This is a genomic window from Achromobacter sp. 1012554356 (assembly GCF_059760815.1).
Genome location: NZ_JCBANC010000056.1, coordinates 1 through 18,909, shown reverse-complemented (window position 1 = coordinate 18,909; position 18,909 = coordinate 1). Strand labels below are relative to the sequence as shown.

Below are 18,909 nucleotides of genomic sequence, written 5' to 3'. Positions count from 1 at the left end.
AACGTCTGAGTCATATTGGACGCCCGCGGCGTACTATTGCTCAAGCGATTTTTCCGCCCGACACGCATGAGTTTCACGAATGCCATATCCGCTTGCGAAACTGCCACCGCTTGATCTTGTCCGCGGCTTTGTCGCCGTCGGTCGCCGCATGAGCATCACGCTCGCCGCGCAGGACCTGCATGTCACGCAGTCGGCGGTCAGCCGCCAGATTCGCGCGCTGGAAGCGCATCTGGGCGTGCCGCTGCTGGTGCGGGGGTTTCGCAGCGTCACGTTCACGGCCGAGGGCGCGCAACTCTTTCGAATGGCCGACGTCTGGTTAAGCCAGCTTGGCGACCTGACCGAACAACTCCGCGCCCCCGAACGGCGCACGCCCGTCACCGTCACCACCACCATCGGCGTGGCCTCGTTGTGGCTGCTGCCCCGGCTGGGCGATTTTCAGGCGGCGCATCCCGACATCGACGTGCGCGTAGCCGCCGACAACCGGCTGATCGACATCGATCGCGAAGCCGTCGACATCGCCATCCGCTACAGCGAGCGCAACTCGATCTCCGATGGCGCCGTGTGGCTCTTCGGCGAATCGGTGGTGCCGGTGGCGCACCCGTCGCTCGACGCGCGCGAACTGGATGCGCGCGAGTTGCAGCGCCACGTGCTGCTGGAATTCGACGATCCCACGCGGCCGTGGCTGCAATGGTCGGAATGGCTGAACGCGCGCGGTCTGGGCCGCGTGCGCCCCAAAGGCATGCTGCGTTTCAACCAGTACGACCAGATCGTACATGCCGCGCTGGCCGGCCACGGCATCGCGCTGGGACGGCTGGCGCTGATCGCGCCCATGCTGGCGGACCGGCGGCTGACCCTCGTCGGCAGCCCCGCGGCCAGCGCCACCGAACACGCCTACTGGCTGGTGCGCAACGCGCGGCGCAGCACGCCCGATGCCGACGTGGTCACGCAGTGGCTGATGGATCAGGCGGCGGCGACCGCGCGGGATCTGGCGGACTGAGAAGCCGCGCGTGATCGCTGGCGGATATCGCCGCTTCAGTCCACGTCGACCTGCGCCGGGCCGGCGGCCATCTCGCCAATCACGGCGGCTTGCCCGAAACCCTGTTCGTGGAAGATCTTGAGCACCGCGTCGGCGGCGTCCGGCGCGCACGACACCAGCAGGCCGCCCGAGGTTTGCGGATCGGTCAGCAACGCCCGCTGGGTGTCTGACACCCCGGCGCCCAGGCGCACTGATTCCCCGTACGACGTCCAGTTGCGGCCGGACGCGCCCGTGATCACGCCGTCTGCGGCGAACGCCTGCACGCCCGGCAGCCACGGCAACGCATCCAGCCGCACGCGGGCCGTCAGCTTCGCGCCGCGCGCCATCTCCAGCGCATGGCCCAACAGGCCAAAGCCCGTCACGTCCGTGATTGCATGTACGCCATCCAGCGCGGCCAGCGCGGGACCGGGACGATTCAGCCGCGTCGTCGTGTCGATCATCACGCGATAACCGTCCACGTCCAGCAGATTCTTCTTGAGCGCCGCCGACAGGATGCCCACGCCCAGGCCCTTGCCCAGGATCAGCACGTCGCCGGCGCGCGCGTCCGCGTTGCGCTTGATGCGGTCCGGATGCACCAGCCCCATCGCGGCCAGACCATAGATGGGTTCCACCGAATCAATGCTGTGGCCGCCCGCCACCGGAATGCCCGCATCCGCGCAGACCGATTCGCCGCCCTTGAGAATCTCGGCGATCACGCTGTGCGGCAGCACGTTGATCGGCATGCCGACGATCGCCAGCGCCATGATCGGCGTGCCGCCCATCGCGTACACATCCGATAACGCGTTCGTCGCGGCGATGCGGCCGAAGTCGAAGGGATCGTCGACGATGGGCATGAAGAAGTCGGTCGTGGCGATGAGCGCCTGCTCGTCGTTCAGCCGGTACACCGCCGCATCATCCGCGGTTTCCGTGCCCACCAGCAGGTTGGGATAGCTGGCGGCGGGGCCGAACCGCGCCAGCAGCGCCGATAGCACACCCGGCGCAATCTTGCAGCCGCAGCCGCCGCCATGCGATAGCGAAGTCAAGCGCGGCGCGTTTGTGGACGCAACATCCTGGGTCATCTCAGTCTCCGTGAGTCAGTCGGAAAAAGGATAGCACCGGCCCCGCGAATGGCCCTATGATCGAACGCAGCCAGGCCCTCGCCATTGAACGCTCGTTTGCAGGAGTCCGCCTTGATCAGCCGCCGCCGCCTCCTGCAGACCGGTCTGTCGCTCGCGGCGCTGCCCGCGTGGGCCGGCGCCGCGAATGACGCAACAAATAGTGCGAAAAATAGCGCTGCCGGTAACGCCGCGAATGGGGCGGTCAACAACGCCGCCGCATTGAAAGCCGCCACCGGCCCCGACTGGGTCGCGTGGACCGGCTCCACCCCGCCGCTCGTCCTTCCAGACATGGGGGGCCGCGAGCAAAAGCTTTCCGCGTGGCGCGGCAGCGTCGTCATCGTCAGCTTCTGGGCCACGTGGTGCGAACCGTGCCGCGACGAACTCCCCGTTCTGTCCACCATGGCCAAGCGGCATCGCGAAGAAGGCCTGCGCCTTGTCGCCGTCAACGTCGGCGAAGCGCCCGCCAAGATCTCGGCCTTCCTGAAAAAGACCCCCATCAACGGCACGGTTCTGCACGACCGCAATAGCGCGGCGTCAAAAAAATGGGATGCGGCGGCGCTGCCCGCCAACTTCCTCGTCGATCGTGTCGGCGCGATCCGGTATTGGCATCTGGGCGAGCTGGACTGGAAGTCGCACACGGTAGGCGGTGTGGTGACGCGCATGCTGCGCAGTTGATGGAGAGCAACGCATTTGCGCCGGTGTCAGACACCCGGACGCGGCAACGCACTGTGGCGGACATCTCGTAGGGGTGTCAGACACCTGCGTAGTGGAGGCGCGGGCGGCAGGAGAACACAAATGGCGGAAGGCAGCAGGAGTCGAACCTACCTGGGAGCGTCTGACGCCCCCAACCGGGTTTGAAGCCCGGCCGTGCCGCCGGGCACGAATGCCTTCCGTGGCGGACCGCCTATGATACCGGCTCGGCGGGCGGCTGCATCGCCGCGTACGCGCTTTCGCCGCGCAGCACATGCGTATCCCGCACCCGCCGCGTGTAGCCCACGCGATCGAAGAACTCCAGGATCTGGATCGCCCGCTTGCGGCCCAAACCCGTCACGTCCCGGAACACCGCGGCGTTCAGGCCCTGGGGCTGCGCCGCCAAGTCAGCCGCCAACGCCGCCAGCCTGCGCACCTGATCGCGGTGATAGAACAGATCCTTCACCACCTGCGCGACCTCGCCGCGCCGCAGCAGCTTGCGCAGCAGCTGGCGCACGGTGTCCTCCGGCTGCGCCTGCATCTTGGCCAGATCCCGCACCCAAGGCGGATCGAACGCGCCCGCATCCAGCAGCGGCAACAGCCGCGCGGCGAGCGCGGATTCGGCTTGCCCCAGCGTCGCGGAATGCGTGGGCAGATGCAGCCACGGGCCATTGCGCGCGATGCGGCCGTCGCGTTGCAGTTCGTCCAGCAGCGACGTCCACAGCGTGTCGGGCATCGCAGGGATCGCCATGCGCCGCAGCCGCGCGCCGTCCGGACCGGGTTCGTCGGGCGCGCTTTGGTGGAACGACGCCAACGCCTGCTCGGTCCGATCGCGCAGCGCCTTCCAATGCGCAGCCAGGATCAGCGTGCGCGCGCCCTGCGCGTTGCGCGGTTCGATCCACACCGCGCCATCGGGCGCCGTGATCTCGCTGACCGGCAGACCCGTCAGACGCTGCAAGGCCGACTCGTCCAGGCCCTGCGGCGCATGCGCCAGCACCGGCGCAAGGCCGCCGCCGTCCAACATGTCGGTCAGCGCCTGCAAGCCCGCCAACCGCGACGCCGACCGGCGTTTGCGGTCCGGGGCGTTGGGATCCAGCACCCGGCCGCCGCCCACCGTGCGCGTCGCCTGTGCGTTGCGCACGATGTAGCGGTCGCCCGGCATCGCGCAGACCGGTTCGTCGAACACGAGCTGCACCCATCCCGACTGGCCCGGCGCCAAAGACTCGGCGCTGATCGGCACCACGTGCGCCACGTGGCGCGCCGCGCCGATATGCACGTGCAGCGGCGCCCAGGCCCGCACGGGCGCATCCGCGGACGGCAGCAGCGTCAGCGCGACGTCGACGTGCTTGGAGGGCAGGAAGCAGCGCGCATCCGCGATCCAGTCGCCGCGCGAGATGGCGCTCTTGTCGATACCCGCCAGGTTCAGCGCACACCGCTGGCCGGCCGAGCCGGTCTCGCTGGGCTGGTTCTGCGCGTGGATGCCGCGCACGCGCACGCGTGTGCCAGCCGGCATCAGGCGCAGATCGGTCGCGTCGTCGTCCGCGCGGACCTGGCCGGCGTGCGCCGTGCCGGTAACGACCGTGCCGTGGCCGGACAAGGTGAATACGCGATCCACGGCCAGCCTGAACAAGCCCGTGGCCTCGCGCCGCGCCACGGCTTGAGCCTGCGCATGCAGATATTCCTTGAGCGCCGCCACGCCCGAGTCACCGGCTTGCGCCGCACTCGTGCCGAACACTGGCGCGCCTTGCAGGAAAGTACCTTCCGCCAATGCTGCGATCTCGGCGCGCACGGTCTCCAGCTGCGCCGCGTCCGCGCGATCCGTCTTGGTCAGCGCCACCGCGCCGCGCGCCACGCCCAGCATCGACAGGATGGAAAGATGCTCGCGCGTCTGCGGCATGACGCCGTCGTCCGCTGCGACCACCAGCAAGCCGAAGTCGATTCCGCTGGCCCCGGCCGCCATCGTGTGCACCAGCTTCTCGTGGCCCGGCACGTCGATGAAGCCCAGCACGTCGCCGTTCGCGAGCGGCGTGTAGGCGTAGCCCAGTTCGATGGAAATGCCGCGCGCCTTTTCTTCCTTCAGCCGGTCCGTGTCCACGCCCGTGAGCGCGCGCACCAGCGTCGTCTTGCCGTGGTCGATGTGACCGGCGGTCCCGACGATCATGCCAGCGGCTCCGCTAGCTGCGCCGCAAACGCCGCCTCGTCGCGGGCTTCCAGACAACGCAAGTCCAGCCACAGCGCGTCATCCGCGATCCGGCCGATGACGGGCACCGGCAGCTTGCGCAACAGCGTCTCCAGCCTGTCCAGATGCCGTCCGGGGCGACCGGTTCCCACATGGCGCACGGCCAGTCCGTAACTGGGAAGCTGGTCGATGGGGAGCGCGCCGCTGCCGATCTGGCTGAACATCGGCACCGCCTCGACCGCATAGCCCGGGCCCGCCGCATGCGCCAGCACGCCACGCAGCCGATCGGCCTGCGGCTGGATATCGCGCAGCGGGCGAGTCAGGAGGCGCAGCGTCGTCAGCCGCTGGGCCAGGAATTCCGGCGCGCGGTACAGATGCAGCACCGGTTCCAGCGCGGCCAGCGTCAGCTTGCTGACACGCAGCGCGCGCTTGAGCGGATTCTTCTTGATCTTGCGTATCAGGTCGGCGCGGCCCACCAGCAAGCCCGCCTGCGGCCCGCCCAGCAGCTTGTCGCCGCTGAACGTGACCAGGTCGGCGCCCGCCGCGATGGTCTCGCGCACGGTGTCTTCCTTGGGCAGCCCGAACTGCGTCAGGTCCACCAATGTGCCGCTGCCCAGATCCACCGTGGCCGGCAGGCCGCGCGCATGGGCCAACGCCGCCACCTCGGCGACGCTCACGCTTTTCGTAAAGCCCGTCACCGCGTAGTTGCTGCAATGCACCTTCATCAGCATCGCGGTGCGCGGGCCGATGGCGTTTTCATAATCCGCCGCGTGCGTGCGGTTGGTGGTGCCGACTTCGACGAGCTTGGCGCCGGCGCGCTTCATGATGTCGGGAATGCGAAAGGCGCCGCCGATTTCGACCAATTCGCCGCGCGACACCACCACTTCGCGGCGGTCCGCCAGGGCGTTGAGCATCAGCAGGACGGCCGCGGCGTTGTTGTTGACGACCGTGGCGGCCTCGGCGCCGGTCAGCTCGCACAGCAGGTCGTCGATGAGGTCATCGCGATCGCCGCGGCCGCCGGTGTCCAGGTCGAACTCGAGGTTGGCGGGCGTGGTCAGCGCGCGCAACACCGACGCCACCGCTTCGTCGGGCAGCAGCGCGCGGCCCAGGTTGGTGTGCAGCACGGTGCCGGTCAGGTTGTAGACCGCGCGCAGGCGCGGCTGCGCGGCCTCGTCCAGCGCGGCCGATGTGCGCGCCGCCACCGCTGCCGCCTCAAGCTCGTGACGCGGCACGCCGCCATCCAGCGCGCGCTTGCGCAGCGCGTCCAGATCGCGGCGCAGAGCCGCCACCACTTGCGTGCGGCCGTGGGTTTCCAGCGCCGGCTGCAACGCGTCCGCGTTCAGCAGGCGGTCCAGCGAGGGGATGTCGGACGCGGCAGCAAGGCCGGCGCCGGACAGGTGATCTGCCATGCGAGACTCCGTCATTGAGCGGCGCTAGTCTTCGGCGCCATGCCACAGCAGCGGATTGCCGCTGGACCGCGAATAACCCGCCTCGCCCACCAGCACGTCCAGCATCAGGCTTGCCAGGTCGTCGGCCACCGGCTCCACGTACAGGTCCTTGTCCTGGTAGAAGATCTTGCGGTACGTGTGGCAGTTGTCACAGGTTTCCGCCTTGATGGCGGGCGTGCGGCCCTCGATGGACTGGTACGCGACCTTTTCCACGTCTTCGCAATGCGAGCACTTGACCCGCACCATGTGCCACTGCGTGGCGCACAGGCTGCAGCACAGGTAGCGATAGCCTTCGTACTGGCCACCGACGCGCACGATGCTGGCGACCGGCAGGCTGCCGCACACCGGGCACACGCCGAACGGGCTGGCGACAGGCAGTTGTCTGGGATCGAAGCGGTTGGCCAGGTCCGTCCAGTAGACCTGCAACGCCGCCATGACAAAGGGCGCGGCCGCGCTGTCCACGCCCTCGTCCTGCTCGGATAGCACGGCCTGCGCCAAGTCTTCGAGCGATTCGGGGTCGTCGGCCAGCGCGCGCCGCAGCGCGGCGCACACGTCGATGGCTTCGGCGGGCACGCCCGGGGCGCGCGACACGTCGTCCAGCAACTGGCCCAGGATGCGGCGCCACAGTGCATCGCGCGGCCAGCCGATGGCCTGCAGCGGCGGCATGCCGTGCGCCTGCGCGAGCGAAATGCGGTCTTCGCTGGCGGGCGGCGCCGCGCAGTCCTGCAGCGCGCGATGCTGGGCATCGACCAGATGCGCCATCAGCTGCAGGTAATCGCCCACCGGATTGCCATCGGCAAGCTGGCGCAGGCGCGCCGCCCGCGCGGCGAAGACGGATTGCCGTTCGGGCAGGGTGATGCGGGGAATGGCGTTATGGTCTAGCGCTTCGATCTCGCCGCGCGGAAGAATTCGCTGCAATTCTCGTCTCCAGAGAAACAAATACGGCTGCCAGCCTGCGACGAGGATAGCAGCCGTCGATCACGACATGCCGGGGATTACTTCTTTACCTGCTCCCGGAACCAGGCGCGATGGTGCTTCCACGCCCAGCCGGCGGTGACATAGCCGCGCAGCATTGCCGTGAGCGACCCCTTCACCCAGATCGCCGCGTAAATATGCACAATGATCGCGCAAATCAGCACCAGCGCACAAACCGCGTGCAGCACCGAGGCGCCGCGGACCACCCAGATCGGGAAGTAGAACGCGAAATACTCGCGCCAGATCACGATGCCGCTGACCATCAGCCCCAGCATGCACAGGATCAGCACGTAGAACAGCAGCTTCTGGCCGGCGTTGTACTTGCCGACCTCGGGCAGCTTTTCCTCGCGGTTCTCGACCACGTCGTTGAGCTGCCTGAGCCACTGGCGATCCGCCTTCGTCATGAGGTTGTGGCGCCACATGTGCCCGGCAAACACGGCAAAGCAGACGAACATCACCACCCCGATGAACGGATGCAGGATGCGCGTCCAGGGTCCGCCCCCGAACAGGTTGGACAGCCAATACATGGACGGATGAAAGAGCGCCAGCCCGGACAACGCGAGCAGGATGAACGTGAGCGCGATGATCCAGTGGTTGGTGCGCTCGCCCGGCGTATAGCGCTTGATGCGGCGGTAGTGGCGGTCTTCACTCATGGCGCACCTCCTCTTCGGCCCTGCGTTCGTCTTCCTCGGTCACTTCGTTGCGGCCCACGCGCGCGTAGTGGAAAAAGCCCGCCAGCGCAGTGAACGCCATCGCGGCCAGGCCCAGCGGCTTGGCCAGGCCCTTCCATAGCGACACCATCGGACTGATCTTCGGATCGGCGGGCAGCCCGTGGTACAGCCCCGGCTGGTCGGCGTGATGCAGCACGTACATGACGTGCGTGCCGCCCACGCCGGGCGGGTCATACACGCCGGCCTGCGCGAAACCGCGCGACTTCAGGTCCTCGACGCGTTCGGCCGCATGCTGGTGCATGTCGTCCTTGGTGCCGAAGACGATGGCGCCGGTGGGACAGGCCTTGACGCACGCGGGCTCCATGCCGACCGCCACGCGGTCGGAACACAGCGTGCACTTGTAGGCCTTGTTGTCCTTCTTGGAAATGCGCGGAATGTTGAACGGACAGCCGGTGATGCAGTAGCCGCAACCGATGCAGTTTTCCTCGTGGAAATCCACGATGCCGTTGTTGTACTGGATGATGGCGCCCGGCGAGGGACAGGCCTTCAGGCAGCCCGGGTCCTCGCAGTGCATGCAGCCGTCCTTGCGGATCAGCCATTCCAGGTCGCCGGCGGGGTTCTCGAATTCCGAGAAGCGCATGACGGTCCAGGAGTGCTCGGTGAGGTCGGCCGGGTTGTCGTAGACGCCCACGTTGACGCCGATCTCGTCGCGCAGGTCGTTCCACTCCATGCAGGCGCTTTGGCAGGCCTTGCAGCCGATGCACTTGGAGACGTCGATCAGCTTGGCCACCGAGCCCGTAACGGGTTCACGGATGCCCGGCGGCGGCGTGGTGGTGGCGGAGCGCCGCTTGATGTCCAGGGATTGCATTGACATGTCGGTTCTCCTATACCTTTTCGACCTTCACCAGGAACGACTTGAATTCCGGTGTCTGGGAATTGCCGTCGCCCACGAATGGCGTCAGGGTGTTGGTGAGGAAGCCCGGCTTGGCGATGCCCACGAAGCCCCAATGGATCGGGATCCCGACCTGGTGCACCGTCTTGCCCTCGATGAGGAGCGGACGGATGCGCTTGGTGACGAGCGCCACGGCCTTGATGTAGCCGCGGTTGGACGACACCTTGACGCGCGATCCGTTGGGAATGCCCAGTTCCTTGGCCAGCGCCTCGCCGATCTCCACGAACTGCTCGGGCTGGAGAATCGCGTTGATGCGGACGTTCTTGGTCCAGTAGTGGAAGTGTTCCGTCAGCCGGTAAGTGGTGGCGACATACGGGAAGTTTTCCACCGTACCCATGGCCGCGAGGTCATCCTTGAAGATGCGCGCGGCCGGGTTGCTGGTGACGCCCTTGGCGTCGGGATGCAGCGGGTTGTAGCCCAGCGGGTTTTCGAAGGGCTCGTAGTGTTCCGGGAACGGCCCTTCGGCCAGGCCCGCGCGCGCAAAGAAACGCGCCACGCCTTCGGGGTTCATGATGAACGGCCCCATGCCGCCCGCGGGGTTCTCGTCGCCCTTGAAGTCGGGGATATCGGCGCCCACCCAGGCCTTGCCATTCCAGGACACGACGCTGCGGCGCGGATCGAACGGCTTGCCTTCCAGGTCGCACGATGCGCGGTTGTACAGGATGCGGCGGTTGGCCGGCCACGCCCAGGCCCAGTTCAGGGTCTGGCCGATGCCGGTGGGATCGCTGTTGTCGCGGCGCGCCATGAGGTTGCCGCCCGGGCCCCACGCGCCGGCAAAGATCCAGCACCCGCTGGCGGTGGAGCCGTCGTCGCGCAGTTCGGCAAAGCCGGCAAGCTGCTCGCCGCCGCGGCGCATGATCTTCGTCGGATCCTTGGGATCGGGCAGATCCACGAGCGCCCGGCCCGTGTATTCCTTGGCCAGTTCCTCGGCCGTGGGATTCTGCGGGTTGGAATACGGCCACGACAGGTTGACGATGGGATCGGGGTACTTGCCGCCGTCCTGTTCGTACATCTTGCGCAGGCGCGTGTAGATGAGCGCCATGATCTCGATGTCGCTCTTGGCTTCGCCCGGGGGTTCGGCGCCCTTCCAGTGCCATTGCAGCCAGCGGCCGGAGTTGACCAGCGCGCCGTCTTCCTCGGCAAAACAGGTGGTGGGCAGGCGGAAGACCTCGGTCTGGATCTTGGACGGATCCACGTCGTTCGCCTCGCCGGCGTTGCGCCAGAACTCGGACGTTTCCGTGACCAGCGGATCCATGATGACCAGGAACTTGAGCTTGGCAAACCCGTCGTTCAGCTTGGCCTTGTTGGGCGCCGCGGCCAGCGGATTGAAGCCCTGCGCGATGTAGCCGTTCATCTTGCCCTGGACCATCAGCTCGTAGACCTGCAGCATGTCGTAGAGCTTGTCCAGCTTGGGCAAGTAGTCGAACGCCCAGTTGTTCTCGGCCGTGGCCGAGCCGCCCCACCAGGCCTTCATCAGGCTGACGTGGAACTTGTGATAGTTCTGCCAGTAGCTGAGCTGGTTCGGCCGCAGCGGCTTGAGCGTGCGCGAGTCGATGTACTTGGCGTAGTCCTGCTCGGGCTCGTTTGGCAGCGTCATGTAGCCCGGCAGCAGGTTCGACATCAGGCCCAGATCCGTCAGGCCCTGGATGTTCGAGTGGCCGCGCAGCGCGTTCATGCCGCCGCCGGCGATGCCGATATTGCCCAGCAGCAGCTGCACCATCGCGCCCGTGCGGATGATCTGCGAACCGATGGAATGCTGCGTCCAGCCCAGCGCGTACAGGATGGTCGCGGCCCGGTTGGTGGTGGCCGTGGACGCGAGCATGTCGCACACCGTCAGGAACTTGTCCTTGGGCGTGCCGCAGACGCGCTCGACCATTTCAGGCGTGTAGCGCGAGTAGTGCTTCTTGAGCAGCTGATAAACCGAGCGCGGATGCTGCAGCGTGGGATCGGTCTTGACGAAACCGTCCTCGCCGCGCTCGTAGTCCCAGCTCTGCTTGTCGTAGGTGCGTTTTTCGGCGTTGTAGCCCGAGTAGAGCCCCGCGTCGAACGCGAAATCCTCGCGCACGATGAACGAAAAGTCGGTGTAGTTGCGCACGTACTCGTGCTGGATCTTGTCGTTATCCAACAGGTACTTGATGACGCCACCCAGAAAGATGATGTCGGTGCCGGTGCGTATGGGCGCGTAGAAGTCCGCCACGGACGCCGAACGCGTAAAGCGCGGATCCACGACGATCAACTTGGCCTTGTTATGGGCCTTGGCTTCAGTGACCCATTTGAACCCGCACGGGTGGGCCTCGGCGGCATTGCCGCCCATGATCAAAACTATGTCCGCGTTCTTGATGTCGACCCAATGGTTCGTCATCGCTCCACGGCCAAACGTCGGGGCAAGACCTGCCACCGTCGGGCCATGTCAGACACGGGCTTGATTGTCGAACGCCAGCATCCCCATGCTGCGCACAGTCTTGTGCGTGATGTAACCGACCTCGTTGCTGCTTGCCGAGGCGGCCAGCATGCCGGTGGTCAGCCACCGGTTGACCGTCTTGCCGTCCGCGGTCTTCTCGACGAAGTTCGCGTCGCGGTCGTCCTTCATGAGCTTGGTGATGCGCGTCAGCGCTTCGTCCCACGACATCCGCACCCACTTGTCCGAACCGGGCGCCCGGTATTCCGGGTACTTGAGGCGGTTGGGGCTGTGGATGAAGTCGATCAGGGCCGCGCCCTTCGGACAGAGGGTGCCGCGGTTGACGGGATGGTCGGGGTCGCCTTCGATGTGCATGATGCTGGCGCGGGCGTTCTTCGAGCCATCGCCCAAGCCGTACATCAGCAAACCGCAGGCGACCGAACAGTAGGGACAGGTGTTGCGCGTTTCGGTCATGCGCGCAAGCTTGAACTGGCGCACCTCGGCCATGGCCGTGCCGGGGGCAGCCCCCAGCAAGGCCAGGCTGGAGCCCGCCAGCGTCGCACCGGTCACCTTGAAGAACTGGCGGCGATTCATGTTGACCATGAAGCACTCCTCTCCTGGTGAATGAAGGAAGCGGATATCTCAGGGACAAAAAGCCCTACGACTTCCAAGGGAATGTGAGGAAGTATAGGCCTTGGGCAGGGCGCTCGTCATGCCCAGGGACGCATGCGCCCCCCGCCCTCGTCTGAATTTGACGGCAAAATGCGCTTTTTTCGCAGATTTTGCGGCAGTGCAGCGCTGCTACGATGGCCGGCGGCATCGTTGGTCCGGCAGCATGTCCGGACCGCTGGCGATCTGCCCCCTCTTATTAGAGTTCTCTTGTTTGTGCATGCCTTTGGAGCGCCGATGCGCCGCTTTGCCCCCGTGGCCCGAGTCCTTGTCCTATCGCTGGCCTTCACGCCCTTCGTCCTGATGCCCCAGGCGTCCGTTCAGGCGGCGCCCGCCGCGCTGTCGCCCGCCGCTGCGGCCACCGCGGCAGCCCAGCAGGCGGCGATAGAAGGCTATCTGTATTTCTATCCGCTGGTCGCGATGGACCTGACCCGCCGGCAGTTCACGCATCCGGCGCGGGGCGCCGATGGGGCGCCGGCCAACACGTTTCAGCACGGGCGCACCCTGCCCCGCGCGGGCGATGCCACGCCGTGGACGAACGTCGACATGCTGCGCAGCAGCGCATGGCTGGATCTGACGGACGGGCCTGTCGTGCTGACCGTGCCCGACACGGCAGGCCGGCTGTACACCCTGACGCTGCTGGACATGTGGACCGACGTCTTCGCGACGCTGGGCAAGCGCACCACCGGCACCGCCAAAGGCAGCACCGTGATCGTGCCGCCGGGCTGGAGCGGCACGCTGCCGTCGGGCATGGCGCGTATCGACGCCCCTACGGTCCACGCCTGGGCGAAGGGAATGATCGAGACGCACGGCCCCGCCGAGCAGGCGACAGTGAACGCGTTGCAGGACGGCTTCGTCCTGACGCCGTTGGCGCAATGGAACCTGCCCGCGCAGGCGCCGCGCACCAAGCCCGACCCGTCCCTCGATCTGAATACCCCTGTGAGCGAACAAGTGGACTCGATGCCCACCGACGCGTTCTTCACCTATGCCGCGGAGCTGCTGCGCAAGCATCCGCCGCATGCGACGGACCAGCCCGTGCTGGCCCTGCTGCGCCGCGTGGGACTGGGGCCCGGCCGGCCGTTCGACTTCGACAAGCTCGATCATTCCGCCAAGCAGGGCATGCGCCGCGGCGTACGCGCCGCGCGCGACCGCATGGCGGCGGCCGCTGGCCATTCGTTGCGAGCCACTGACGGCTGGCTGCAGGAAACGGGCAGCATCGGCGTGTACGGCAACGACTGGCTGCGCCGCGCGCTAGCCGCGCAGGCGCAGCCGGGGAGCGGATTGCCCGAAGATTTGACGGTGCTGGTGCTGGCCACCGACAGCGACGGCGCGCTGCTGGACGGCACGCACCGGTATACGCTGCATCTCGACAACGGCCGGTTGCCCGACACGGCCGCATTCTGGTCGCTGACGGCGTATGACGGCCAGGGCTTGCCCGTGCCCAACCCGGTCAACCGCATGGCGCTCGGCAGCCGCGACCCGCTGCGTTACAACGCGGACGGCTCGCTGGACCTGGTCTTCAGCAACTCGGCGCCGCCGCCGCAGGAGCAGTCGAACTGGCTGCCGATTCCGGCGGCCGGGCCGGTGGGGATGCTGCTGCGGGTGTACGCGCCGGGACCGGCGGTGCGGGACGGCTTGTGGACGCCGCCTGCGGTGCGGCGGGATGTGCCCGAGGCTGAGGTTCCCGCGGCCAGCAATTCGGCAGTTGAGCCGGAAACCGCGGCACAGACGGAAGTCCCGACGACTGCCGCCACCCCCGCCACGCCGCCCGCCAAGAAACCCTGAATGCCCCCGAAAATACGGCGCGATGTCAGCCGCCAGCCGCTACCATTAGCGTTTTATTCATGAATGAGCCGCCCGCCATGGACGACGCCTTTAGCCACCAATTGTCGATGACCATCCTGATGACGCCTGACATGGCGAATTTCTCAGGAAACGTACACGGCGGAACCATCCTCAAATATCTGGACCAGGTGGCCTACGCCTGTGCCAGCCGGTACGCCGGCCAATACGTCGTGACGCTGTCCGTCGACCAGGTGGTGTTCCGCGAACCGATCCACGTCGGCGAGCTGGTGACGTTCCTGGCGGCCGTGAACTACACGGGCCGCACGTCGATGGAAATCGGCATCAAGGTCGTGACCGAGGACATCCGCAAGAAGCTGGTGCGCCACACCAACAGCTGCTATTTCACGATGGTGGCGGTGGACGACAAGGGCGCCCCGACCGCGGTGCCGCCGCTGGAACCGCGCACGCACGAGGAAAAGCAGCGCTTCAAGGCCGCCGGCCTGCGCCGCGAACTGCGTCAGGAAATGGAACGCCGCCACGGCGAGATCAAACGCGAGACGACGCACGACACGCCGGGCGCCTGATCACCGCGTGGGACGCAAGCGCTCTGTTCACCCCCGCCCGCTGGGTATCCAGCTGCGGGGGTTTTTCATGCCCGCTCGATTCCCGCCGGCGGGGCGGGCGGCGCGGCGGCCGGCTCGCGGTCTCGGCCGATCATGCGCTTGATGCCCAGCCACTGCTGCGACCAGAAGCCGCGCCCGTAGTCGCGTCCGCCCAGTTCGGCCTGCTGGTCATGGATGCCGGTGGGGCCGTAGCCCACGCCAAACCGCGCGGTGCGAAACAGCACATCCCAGATCGGGAACAGCGCGGCGAAGTTGTAGCCGCCCACCGGCCCCGGCGACGACGCGTCGTAGGCGATGGAATGGTGATGGCGATGAAAGCGCGGGCTGACCAGAATGCGTTCGCCCAGCGCGCCGAAATGCATGCGCAGGTTGGCGTGCGAGAAGCTCTGCGCCAGCTGGGTGATGGCCACCACCATGACGAACTGCGCGGGCGGCACGCCCACCAGCTGCGACACGAACACGACCAGCACGTCGCGCAGCATGTCGTCCAGCAGGTGGTTGCGGTCGTCGCTCCAGATGGTCATCTGGCGCTGGCTGTGATGCACGGCATGCAGCGCCCACAGCCAGCCAAAACGGTGCTGCGCGCGATGGTAGAAGTAGTCCACCGCATCGAAGAGCAGCAGGTAGATGATCAGGCTGACCCACGCCTTGTCCGTCACCCCCGGCCAATACTGATCCAGCTGGAACGGCGCAAAGCCCCAAACGTGAAGCTGGCCGAAGATGCTGTCCCAGAACGGGTCGATGGTGAAGAACAGCAGGAGCCGGAAGGCGCCCAGGCGATGGATCAGCGTGTAGAGCACGTCGATGCCGATCTGCCGGCGGTCGGTCATCGGTTCCACGGGACGCAGGCGCTGCATGGGCCCCAGGACCAGCACCAGCACCGCGATCTGAATCAGCCCCACGAGCAGCCACATGGTGGCGTCGTAGGCGTCCTCGATGAAGTTGCTCAGTCCCAGGTGGAACAGCGCGGGCTGAATCGCCGTCTCGAAGAGCCACTGCTGGCTGTCCCCGAAGAGTTGGCTAAGCGTATCCATGATCAGTGATGCGTGGCGATCCAGTCGCGATAGGCCGGATGGGTGTTCAAGGTTGCAAAACAATAGCCCTTGCGCTGCAAACCTTCAATCAGCGGTTCCAGCACGGCGGGCGCCCACGGGTCCTGGCGCGACCAGATGCCCAGATGGGCGAGCAGGATGTCGCCGGGCTTGATGGTCCGCAGCGCCTGGTCCAGCAGCTTGGCGTTGGGGTATTTGTCGCTGGGCAGCTCGTCGCCCAGGAAGCCGGCTGGCGACCAGCCCACGTGTTCGAAGCCGCAGGCCTTGGCCGCTTTCAGCAGCGCGGGCGAGGTCTTGCCGCCGGGCGCGCGGTACAGCGGCAGCATGTCCTTGCCCGTCATCTGGTGGAACCGGGCGACGGGGCGGCGGATCTCGGCGCAGTATTGCTCGGCGGTCCACTCGGCGCGCTTGCCGGCGTCGGGCCCGGCGCTGGGCTTGACGCGGAACTTGCCGCCCGGCAGGTCGCCTTGCCAGTAGACGTGGTCGTAGGTGTGCGAAGCGAACGCGTGGCCTTCCGCGGCGCGCGCCTTCCACCACGGTGCCCACACGTCGTCCAGGCTGGTGCCGTCGGTCAACGTGCGCTCGTTGGCCAGGAAGAAGGTGACCTTGACCTGATGGCGGGCCAGCACGTCGGCCACCAGCGGGGCGACGCCCATGTGGCCGGTGTCGAACGTCAGGTAGACGGGCTTGTCGCAGGTGGCCTGCGGGGCCGCGCCGGCAACGGAGGTCGCCAGCGCCAGGCACAGGGCCGCGGACCGGGCTTTGCCCTTAGCGGGTCGGCGCATGGTTCAGCGTCCACACGCCGTGCGGCGACTTGCCGACCGGCACCTGATTGACGACCTTCTTCTGCTCCAGATCCACCACGGTCAGCTTGCGCGCCCAGCGCGAGGTGACCAGCAGCGTCTTGCCGTCGGCCAGCACGTCCATGCAGTCCGGACCGCCGGGCACCGGGAAGGTGTCGACGACGGCCAGCGTCTGCAGGTCGATGCGGCTGATGGAGTTGGCGGTGCGGTTGCTGACGAACAGATGGCGGTGGTCGCCCTGCGCGCGGAAGGCGTGCGCGCCCGCCGCGGTCTGGATGCGCTTGACCAGCTTGGCCGGGCCGTTGCTGACGTCATAGGCTTCCACGTACGAGTCGCCGGTCAGCGCCACCAGCAGCGTCTTCTGGTCGGGGGTCAGGAACACGTCGGCAGGCGTCTTGCCCGTGGACACTGTCCATTTGGGCGTCTGCGTGGCCAGGTCGATGGCGATGAGCTGATCGCTGTCCTGCAGCGAGACGTAGGCCGTCGTGCTGTGCTTGTCGATCATGATGTGGCTGGGCGTCTTGCCCGCTTGGATGCGCTTGACCAGCGTCAGGTCGAAACCCTTTTCCAGCGGCTTCCAGGCATAGATGTCGATGTGGTCCAGGCGGTTGGCCGCCGTAACGAACCACTTCATGTCCGGCGAAAACTGCAACTGGTAGGGATCGACGATGCCGGTCAGCGTGCGCTGCACTTCGCCCGTCTTGGGATCCATCAGCGTGATGGAATCGCCGGTGGCGTTGGCGATCATCAGCGACTTTTCGTCGGGCGTCAGATACAGGTGATGCGGCTCTTTGCCGGTGGGCACGCGCCGCAGTTCCTTGTAGGTGGCCGGATCGATGATGCTGACGTTGGCGTCCAGGGAATTCAGGACAAAAATCGGGGCCGAAGCCGCCGCGGCGCTAAGCGCCATCCCCACGCCGAAAAGGGCGTAGCGGACAAAAGACATGGGGTTCAATTTGGAGATCCGGCAAGGGGAAATCGGGCAGGCACCCGGTGCTCGCCATTTTAGGCACAGGCGCCTGACAAATGGGTCACAGGTGATGCCGGAAACGTGGCGCCGCACAGGCTTGGGCGGCAAACGCGCGGACCTGTTGCGAGGTCGCAACAGGCGCATCAAAAGCGGCTGAACTGGGCGCCTTTTGAACGCGAACCGCGCGCCACATTCCCACCATATGGCCCCGAAAAAACTACTTGGCGGGCGCCGGCTGTCCGTTCGCGTCGACCCAGTTGCCGTCGCGGATGTCGGCCTCCTTCAAGGCAGCTGCGCGCGCCGCCGATGACGGTCCCAGATCGCTCTCCAAAACGCCCCCCGACGGACCCACGACAAACGTGCCGATGCCCGTATGCCCGTAACGCGCGGGCCACGCGACGATGCGGTACGCGTTATTCGCACCGCCCGGCAGCACCTTGTAGCGATAGCCGAAATACGCGTCGTCCACGGGCACGTCGGGCCCCATGGCCAGCGCGTCCGGACCAAAGGCTTGCTGCGGCGCGCCCGGCACGTCGGGCCAGTAGAGTCCGTCGCGCTCGCCGGCGCGGCTGACCAGCCGCGTGGCATAGCGGCCCTGGCCAACCCCTTGCGCATACCGGGTCTGCGCGGCCTGAAGTTCCTGCAGGGTTTCGATGGCGGTCAGTTCGTTGCGGTCGATGGCGCGGCGCTGGATCTCCGCCTTGCCCGTCACCGGGTCGAACCGCCATCCTTGGCCGGCGCGCACCAGCGGCACCGGCAGCGTCCATCCGGAATCGCCCACCGCCACCCACGAACGCCCGCCGTCGGACACGATGTCGTGCTTGCGCACCCACGCCGCCAGGTAGCGATAGATGCTTTCCTGGTCGACGCCGCCCGGCACGAGCTGCCGGTGGTTCGGACCCAGCACTTTGCGCAGGGCGTCGACGTCGTTCAAGGCCAGCGCATCGGTAAACGCCTGTGCCGCAGCCTGGGCGCTCGGATACACGGCCTGCGACATGGCGGGCGCCGCCGCACCGAGCCCAAGGACCGAAGCCACGCACAGCGCGCGCAAACGAGCGATCGTCATAGGAAGTCCCTTGTCCATGGTGCCTATCTCCGGCCGCCGCCACCGCCACGCGCGCCGCCGCCTCCGCCGCGATGGGCGCCTGCCCCGCCGCCACGATGCGGCGCGCTGGCGCCGGTGCTGCGATGCCCACCGCCGCCGCGGCTCATTTCGCCGCGCTGGTTCTGCTGCCGCATGCGGTCGCCGTCGCCCGCGCCGCTCAGGGCGTTGTGGCTGTTGGACGCCCGTGCCCGGTCGCGCGCGGCCGTCTCGTCGGCGCGTTGGCGCTGGGCGGCGGCCTGCCGGTCGTGGGTGGAGGCGCCGGTCCCGACGCTGGAAGCGCCGTCGCGCGGACGATCCTGGGTCGATACACCGGTTGACCGGTTCTGGGCGCGATCCTGTGTCGAGACGCCGGTTGACCGGTTCTGGGCGCGGTCCTGCGTCGAGGCGCCAGCCGGCGCGGCGCCAGCGCCGCGGTCACGCCCGCCCTGTCCGGCTTGCGGCCCCTGCCCTTGCCCC

At 67.2% G+C, this 18,909-nt stretch carries 15 protein-coding genes, 1 tRNA gene and 1 pseudogene; 4 read left to right on the top strand and 13 right to left on the bottom strand.

From position 1 onward, the window contains the following. The first annotated feature begins 79 nt into the window (after positions 1-79). Complete coding sequence (locus tag AC6LJW_RS23395) at positions 80-997, top strand: LysR substrate-binding domain-containing protein (RefSeq protein WP_498088382.1); 918 nt, start codon at positions 80-82, stop codon at positions 995-997. A gap of 35 nt (positions 998-1,032) precedes the next feature. Here the strand turns inward: AC6LJW_RS23395 and selD are convergent, their stop codons facing one another. Continuing rightward, a complete protein-coding gene (selD, locus tag AC6LJW_RS23390) occupies positions 1,033-2,094 on the bottom strand; it encodes a selenide, water dikinase SelD (RefSeq protein ID WP_056565061.1) in 1,062 nt (353 codons plus the stop codon). A gap of 111 nt (positions 2,095-2,205) precedes the next feature. Here selD and AC6LJW_RS23385 point away from each other — a divergent pair, with 111 nt between their 5' ends. After that, a complete protein-coding gene (locus AC6LJW_RS23385; protein ID WP_498088381.1) occupies positions 2,206-2,808 on the top strand; it encodes a TlpA disulfide reductase family protein in 603 nt (200 codons plus the stop codon). A 121-nt stretch (positions 2,809-2,929) separates the two neighbouring features. Here the strand turns inward: AC6LJW_RS23385 and AC6LJW_RS23380 are convergent. The 7 genes from AC6LJW_RS23380 to fdnG all read right to left on the bottom strand — a co-directional run bounded on the left by AC6LJW_RS23380 (position 2,930) and on the right by fdnG (position 12,049). Beyond that, a tRNA-Sec gene (locus AC6LJW_RS23380) sits at positions 2,930-3,025 on the bottom strand. A gap of 12 nt (positions 3,026-3,037) precedes the next feature. Continuing rightward, on the bottom strand, positions 3,038-4,984 hold the full coding sequence (gene selB, locus AC6LJW_RS23375) for a selenocysteine-specific translation elongation factor (RefSeq protein WP_498088380.1): 1,947 nt from the start codon (positions 4,982-4,984) through the stop codon (positions 3,038-3,040). Then, entirely contained in the window at positions 4,981-6,411 is a 1,431-nt protein-coding gene (gene selA / locus AC6LJW_RS23370; RefSeq protein WP_498088379.1) for an L-seryl-tRNA(Sec) selenium transferase, read from the bottom strand. The genes selB and selA overlap by 4 nt, the downstream gene beginning before the upstream one ends. A gap of 24 nt (positions 6,412-6,435) precedes the next feature. Then, positions 6,436-7,368 carry a formate dehydrogenase accessory protein FdhE gene (fdhE, locus tag AC6LJW_RS23365; RefSeq protein ID WP_498088378.1) on the bottom strand — a complete coding sequence of 311 codons (933 nt, stop codon included), beginning with the start codon at positions 7,366-7,368 and terminating at the stop codon, positions 6,436-6,438. A gap of 77 nt (positions 7,369-7,445) precedes the next feature. Then, entirely contained in the window at positions 7,446-8,078 is a 633-nt protein-coding gene (locus tag AC6LJW_RS23360; protein WP_056565076.1) for a formate dehydrogenase subunit gamma, read from the bottom strand. Next, positions 8,071-8,970 (bottom strand): formate dehydrogenase subunit beta, encoded by a 900-nt coding sequence (gene fdxH / locus AC6LJW_RS23355; RefSeq protein ID WP_056565079.1) that lies wholly within the window; start codon positions 8,968-8,970, stop codon positions 8,071-8,073. Before fdxH ends, AC6LJW_RS23360 begins: the two co-directional genes overlap by 8 nt. Positions 8,971-8,980: 10 nt before the next feature. After that, a complete protein-coding gene (fdnG, locus tag AC6LJW_RS23350) occupies positions 8,981-12,049 on the bottom strand; it encodes a formate dehydrogenase-N subunit alpha (RefSeq protein WP_498088377.1) in 3,069 nt (1,022 codons plus the stop codon). Between the two features lie 303 nt (positions 12,050-12,352). Between fdnG and AC6LJW_RS23345 the strand changes: the two genes are divergently transcribed. Continuing rightward, positions 12,353-13,900: a DUF1254 domain-containing protein gene (locus AC6LJW_RS23345; RefSeq protein WP_498088376.1), complete on the top strand. Its 1,548-nt coding sequence runs from the start codon at positions 12,353-12,355 to the stop codon at positions 13,898-13,900. A gap of 77 nt (positions 13,901-13,977) precedes the next feature. Then, on the top strand, positions 13,978-14,484 hold the full coding sequence (locus AC6LJW_RS23340; protein ID WP_056319320.1) for an acyl-CoA thioesterase: 507 nt from the start codon (positions 13,978-13,980) through the stop codon (positions 14,482-14,484). Between the two features lie 65 nt (positions 14,485-14,549). On the opposite strand, the gene AC6LJW_RS23335 is transcribed toward AC6LJW_RS23340, so the two are convergent. From AC6LJW_RS23335 to AC6LJW_RS23315, 5 genes and pseudogenes are all read right to left on the bottom strand, one after another. Further along, entirely contained in the window at positions 14,550-15,557 is a 1,008-nt protein-coding gene (locus AC6LJW_RS23335; RefSeq protein ID WP_056565089.1) for a sterol desaturase family protein, read from the bottom strand. A 2-nt stretch (positions 15,558-15,559) separates the two neighbouring features. Then, a complete protein-coding gene (locus AC6LJW_RS23330; protein WP_498088375.1) occupies positions 15,560-16,360 on the bottom strand; it encodes a polysaccharide deacetylase family protein in 801 nt (266 codons plus the stop codon). Then, the gene (locus AC6LJW_RS23325) at positions 16,344-17,324 is read right to left on the bottom strand and encodes a YncE family protein (RefSeq protein ID WP_056565095.1); all 981 of its coding nucleotides are present in this window, start codon (positions 17,322-17,324) and stop codon (positions 16,344-16,346) included. The genes AC6LJW_RS23330 and AC6LJW_RS23325 overlap by 17 nt, the downstream gene beginning before the upstream one ends. A gap of 241 nt (positions 17,325-17,565) precedes the next feature. Beyond that, on the bottom strand, positions 17,566-18,414 hold the full coding sequence (locus AC6LJW_RS23320) for a DUF2950 family protein (protein WP_498088374.1): 849 nt from the start codon (positions 18,412-18,414) through the stop codon (positions 17,566-17,568). Positions 18,415-18,437: 23 nt separating this feature from the next. Then, positions 18,438-18,909, bottom strand: a pseudogene (locus AC6LJW_RS23315) (DUF3300 domain-containing protein); the annotation flags it as partial.

Bases quoted from the DNA above. Each gene is read 5' to 3' on its own strand.
- AC6LJW_RS23340 (WP_056319320.1), top strand. From the start codon at position 13,978: ATGGACGACGCCTTTAGCCACCAATTGTCGATGACCATCCTGATGACG.
- AC6LJW_RS23330 (WP_498088375.1), bottom strand. From the start codon at position 16,360: ATGCGCCGACCCGCTAAGGGCAAAGCCCGGTCCGCGGCCCTGTGCCTG.
- AC6LJW_RS23395 (WP_498088382.1), top strand. From the start codon at position 80: ATGCCATATCCGCTTGCGAAACTGCCACCGCTTGATCTTGTCCGCGGC.
- AC6LJW_RS23335 (WP_056565089.1), bottom strand. From the start codon at position 15,557: ATGGATACGCTTAGCCAACTCTTCGGGGACAGCCAGCAGTGGCTCTTC.
- AC6LJW_RS23325 (WP_056565095.1), bottom strand. From the start codon at position 17,324: ATGTCTTTTGTCCGCTACGCCCTTTTCGGCGTGGGGATGGCGCTTAGC.
- selD (WP_056565061.1), bottom strand. From the start codon at position 2,094: ATGACCCAGGATGTTGCGTCCACAAACGCGCCGCGCTTGACTTCGCTA.
- selB (WP_498088380.1), bottom strand. From the start codon at position 4,984: ATGATCGTCGGGACCGCCGGTCACATCGACCACGGCAAGACGACGCTG.
- AC6LJW_RS23320 (WP_498088374.1), bottom strand. From the start codon at position 18,414: ATGACGATCGCTCGTTTGCGCGCGCTGTGCGTGGCTTCGGTCCTTGGG.
- fdxH (WP_056565079.1), bottom strand. From the start codon at position 8,970: ATGTCAATGCAATCCCTGGACATCAAGCGGCGCTCCGCCACCACCACG.
- AC6LJW_RS23360 (WP_056565076.1), bottom strand. From the start codon at position 8,078: ATGAGTGAAGACCGCCACTACCGCCGCATCAAGCGCTATACGCCGGGC.
- AC6LJW_RS23345 (WP_498088376.1), top strand. From the start codon at position 12,353: ATGCGCCGCTTTGCCCCCGTGGCCCGAGTCCTTGTCCTATCGCTGGCC.
- selA (WP_498088379.1), bottom strand. From the start codon at position 6,411: ATGGCAGATCACCTGTCCGGCGCCGGCCTTGCTGCCGCGTCCGACATC.